Source organism: Rubrimonas sp. (assembly GCF_036788415.1).
In the GTDB taxonomy this organism is placed as follows: Bacteria; Pseudomonadota; Alphaproteobacteria; order Rhodobacterales; family Rhodobacteraceae; genus Rubrimonas.
In genome coordinates this window covers 1-2,239 of sequence record NZ_DAIQNN010000224.1, presented here as the reverse complement: position 1 = coordinate 2,239, position 2,239 = coordinate 1, and the positions used below count along the sequence as shown (strand labels likewise).

3 protein-coding genes are annotated in these 2,239 nt (G+C 68.6%); 1 reads left to right on the top strand and 2 read right to left on the bottom strand.

Features of this window, described 5'->3' with window-relative positions:
• Positions 1-72 precede the first annotated feature (72 nt).
• A complete protein-coding gene (locus V7Q31_RS18885) occupies positions 73-603 on the top strand; it encodes an AAA family ATPase (protein ID WP_333835378.1) in 531 nt (176 codons plus the stop codon).
• Positions 604-1,241: 638 nt separating this feature from the next.
• Here V7Q31_RS18885 and V7Q31_RS18880 read toward each other — a convergent pair.
• Positions 1,242-1,835 carry a LysE family translocator gene (locus tag V7Q31_RS18880; protein ID WP_333835377.1) on the bottom strand — a complete coding sequence of 198 codons (594 nt, stop codon included), beginning with the start codon at positions 1,833-1,835 and terminating at the stop codon, positions 1,242-1,244.
• The coding region (locus V7Q31_RS18875; RefSeq protein ID WP_333835376.1) for a hypothetical protein at positions 1,832-2,239 on the bottom strand (408 nt) is incomplete at its 5' end. The genes V7Q31_RS18880 and V7Q31_RS18875, both read right to left, overlap by 4 nt.

The window sequence follows — 2,239 nt, the reverse complement described above, 5'->3', positions numbered from 1 at the left end:
CTGCGACGGCGGCTTCATGCTCGCGGGCGACGGCGCACTGAGCGTGCGACAATGAGCTATGGAAGCTCTGCGATGACGATCCGGCCCGTACTGATCGCCTTCTCGGGATTGCCGGGCGCCGGCAAGACCACGATCGCTCGGCGCGTATGCGCCCGGCTCGGGGCAGTGCTGCTGCGCATCGACAGCATCGAAACCGCGCTCGCTCGCTCGACGCGCAGGATCAGGCCCGCCGAGGACGCAGGGTACGCTGTCGCCTATGCGGTGGCCGCCGACAATCTGCGTGCCGGTCTGTCGGTCGTGGCGGACTGCGTCAACGACATCGCACTGACCCGTGCTGCCTGGGCCGATATGGCGACTGATGCTGCGGCATTCCTGCTGAACGTGGAGGTGATTTGCTCCGACGACGATGAGCACCGCCGTCGCGTCGAGACGCGGACCCCCGATACTGAGGGACTGCTACTGCCCGACTGGCAGGCCGTCGCGAGCCGGGAGTTCGAACCTTGGACCGAGCCGTTGCTGGTGCTGGACACCGCCATCTTGAGTGTCGCCGACGCCGTGGCGCGCGTGGTGGCGCGCACCACTGCTGCGTCGCCTCCGGACTAGAAGCGAACGAAGGCGATCTTGTTGCCGTCGGGGTCGCGGACATAGGCGCCGAAGAACGTGTCGCCGTACTGTGGCCTCGGCCCCGGCGGCCCCTAGCAGGCGCCGCCGCCCGCAAGGGCTAACGCATGGCAGCGCTCGATCTGGTCGGTCGTCTCCGCCCAGAACGCCGACATGGCGCCGTTGCCAACACTTGCTGCTCCCCCATCGAAGGGATAGCCGACGAAAAAATCGCGGGCTCCGCGGGTCGGCCTTCACGCCCCAGCATGACGAGTTGTCGTCGCGCCAGCACGGCTCGAGGCCGAGCACGGCGAAAATCGGATCGTAGAAGCCGATGGCGCGTGGCAGGTCGGTGGCCCCCACCATAGTGTAGACGATCACGACAGCCTTCCTTGGTCGGAACCGCGCTCGCCTTTTCGTCAGGCTCGCGATCCTGGAATACGAACGCCGACTGTCCGTCCGGGGTCGCCGCGTGTCTGTCCTCGTCGGTTCCGAGCCGTCGGGCGAGCGCGACTGATAACTTGTGGACTTGACGGGGCGTCCTTTCGTTCGACGGCGCGAACGTCGCACACGGCGCCAAGGCGCGGCTTGAACGATCGTGCGCATTCGCGCAGGGCGCCCCGGCCGCGCGGGCAGTCGGTTCAAGAGAGAAGGATCGGCACAGCGGAGACGGCGAGCAAGCCCGCAAGCACGGCGTTGGCGCGGCGCGCAGACGTCTCGGTCATCAGCAGGGGGCGCAGCATCGCGCCGCCCGCAGTCCAGAGCAGGTTCGCCGCGACGCCGATCACGAGAAACGTCGCTGCGACGATGCCGAGGCTTTCGATCACCGCCTCGGGGCGGACGTAGGCGGCGACTGCGCCTACGGCCATCAGCCACGCCTTGCCGTTGAGCCATTGCAGCAGGAAGCCGCCCCCGAAACTGGGCAGGGCGCCGTCCTGTTCGTTCCGCGGCGGCCCCGCTCGGGCCAGTCGCAGCGCCAGCCACAGGATGTAGCATCCGCCCGCGAGCTTCAGCGCCAGCGCCGCGCCGGGCAGGGCGATGATGACTGCGCCGAGGCCTGCGCCGACTGCGGCCAGCAACGCCATGAAACCGACGTTGATCCCGGCGAGCAGCGGCAGCGTTGCAACAATGCCGCGGCGCAAACCGGAACTCATCATCAGCGTGTTGCCCGGCCCCGGCGTGATGCAGGCGACGGTGGCGAAGAGGAGCAGGGCAAGCCAGGTCTCGGCCGTCATGGCCATTGCTCGCGATGACCGGTGCTCACGGTCGAACCAGCCGGGCGTATTCCTCCCGGCGCGGCGTCGATGGTCGCGATGACGCGGGCGATGCGGCGTTCAGCCCACCCGGGCTCGGGCGGGCGGATGCGTGAGGCCGCCTTCCGGTCGGTCAACTGCGCGAAAGTCGCGGTCGGCGCCTCGTCGAACGTCTGCGCATCTGCTCCCGCCTCGAGCAGCCGGCCTACGCTCAGCACGTTGCCCTGGCCCATGGCGGCGCCGGCAATCACAAGGCTGGAGGGACCGGAGTTCGCGGTCACGGCGAAGGCGGCGAACAGTACCTCAACCCCGCAAATACGCATGCGGCTGCTGTACGACGCGCCAAGGGCGCTGCTCGCCCGCCTTCGGCCCACGAACAGGCGGCT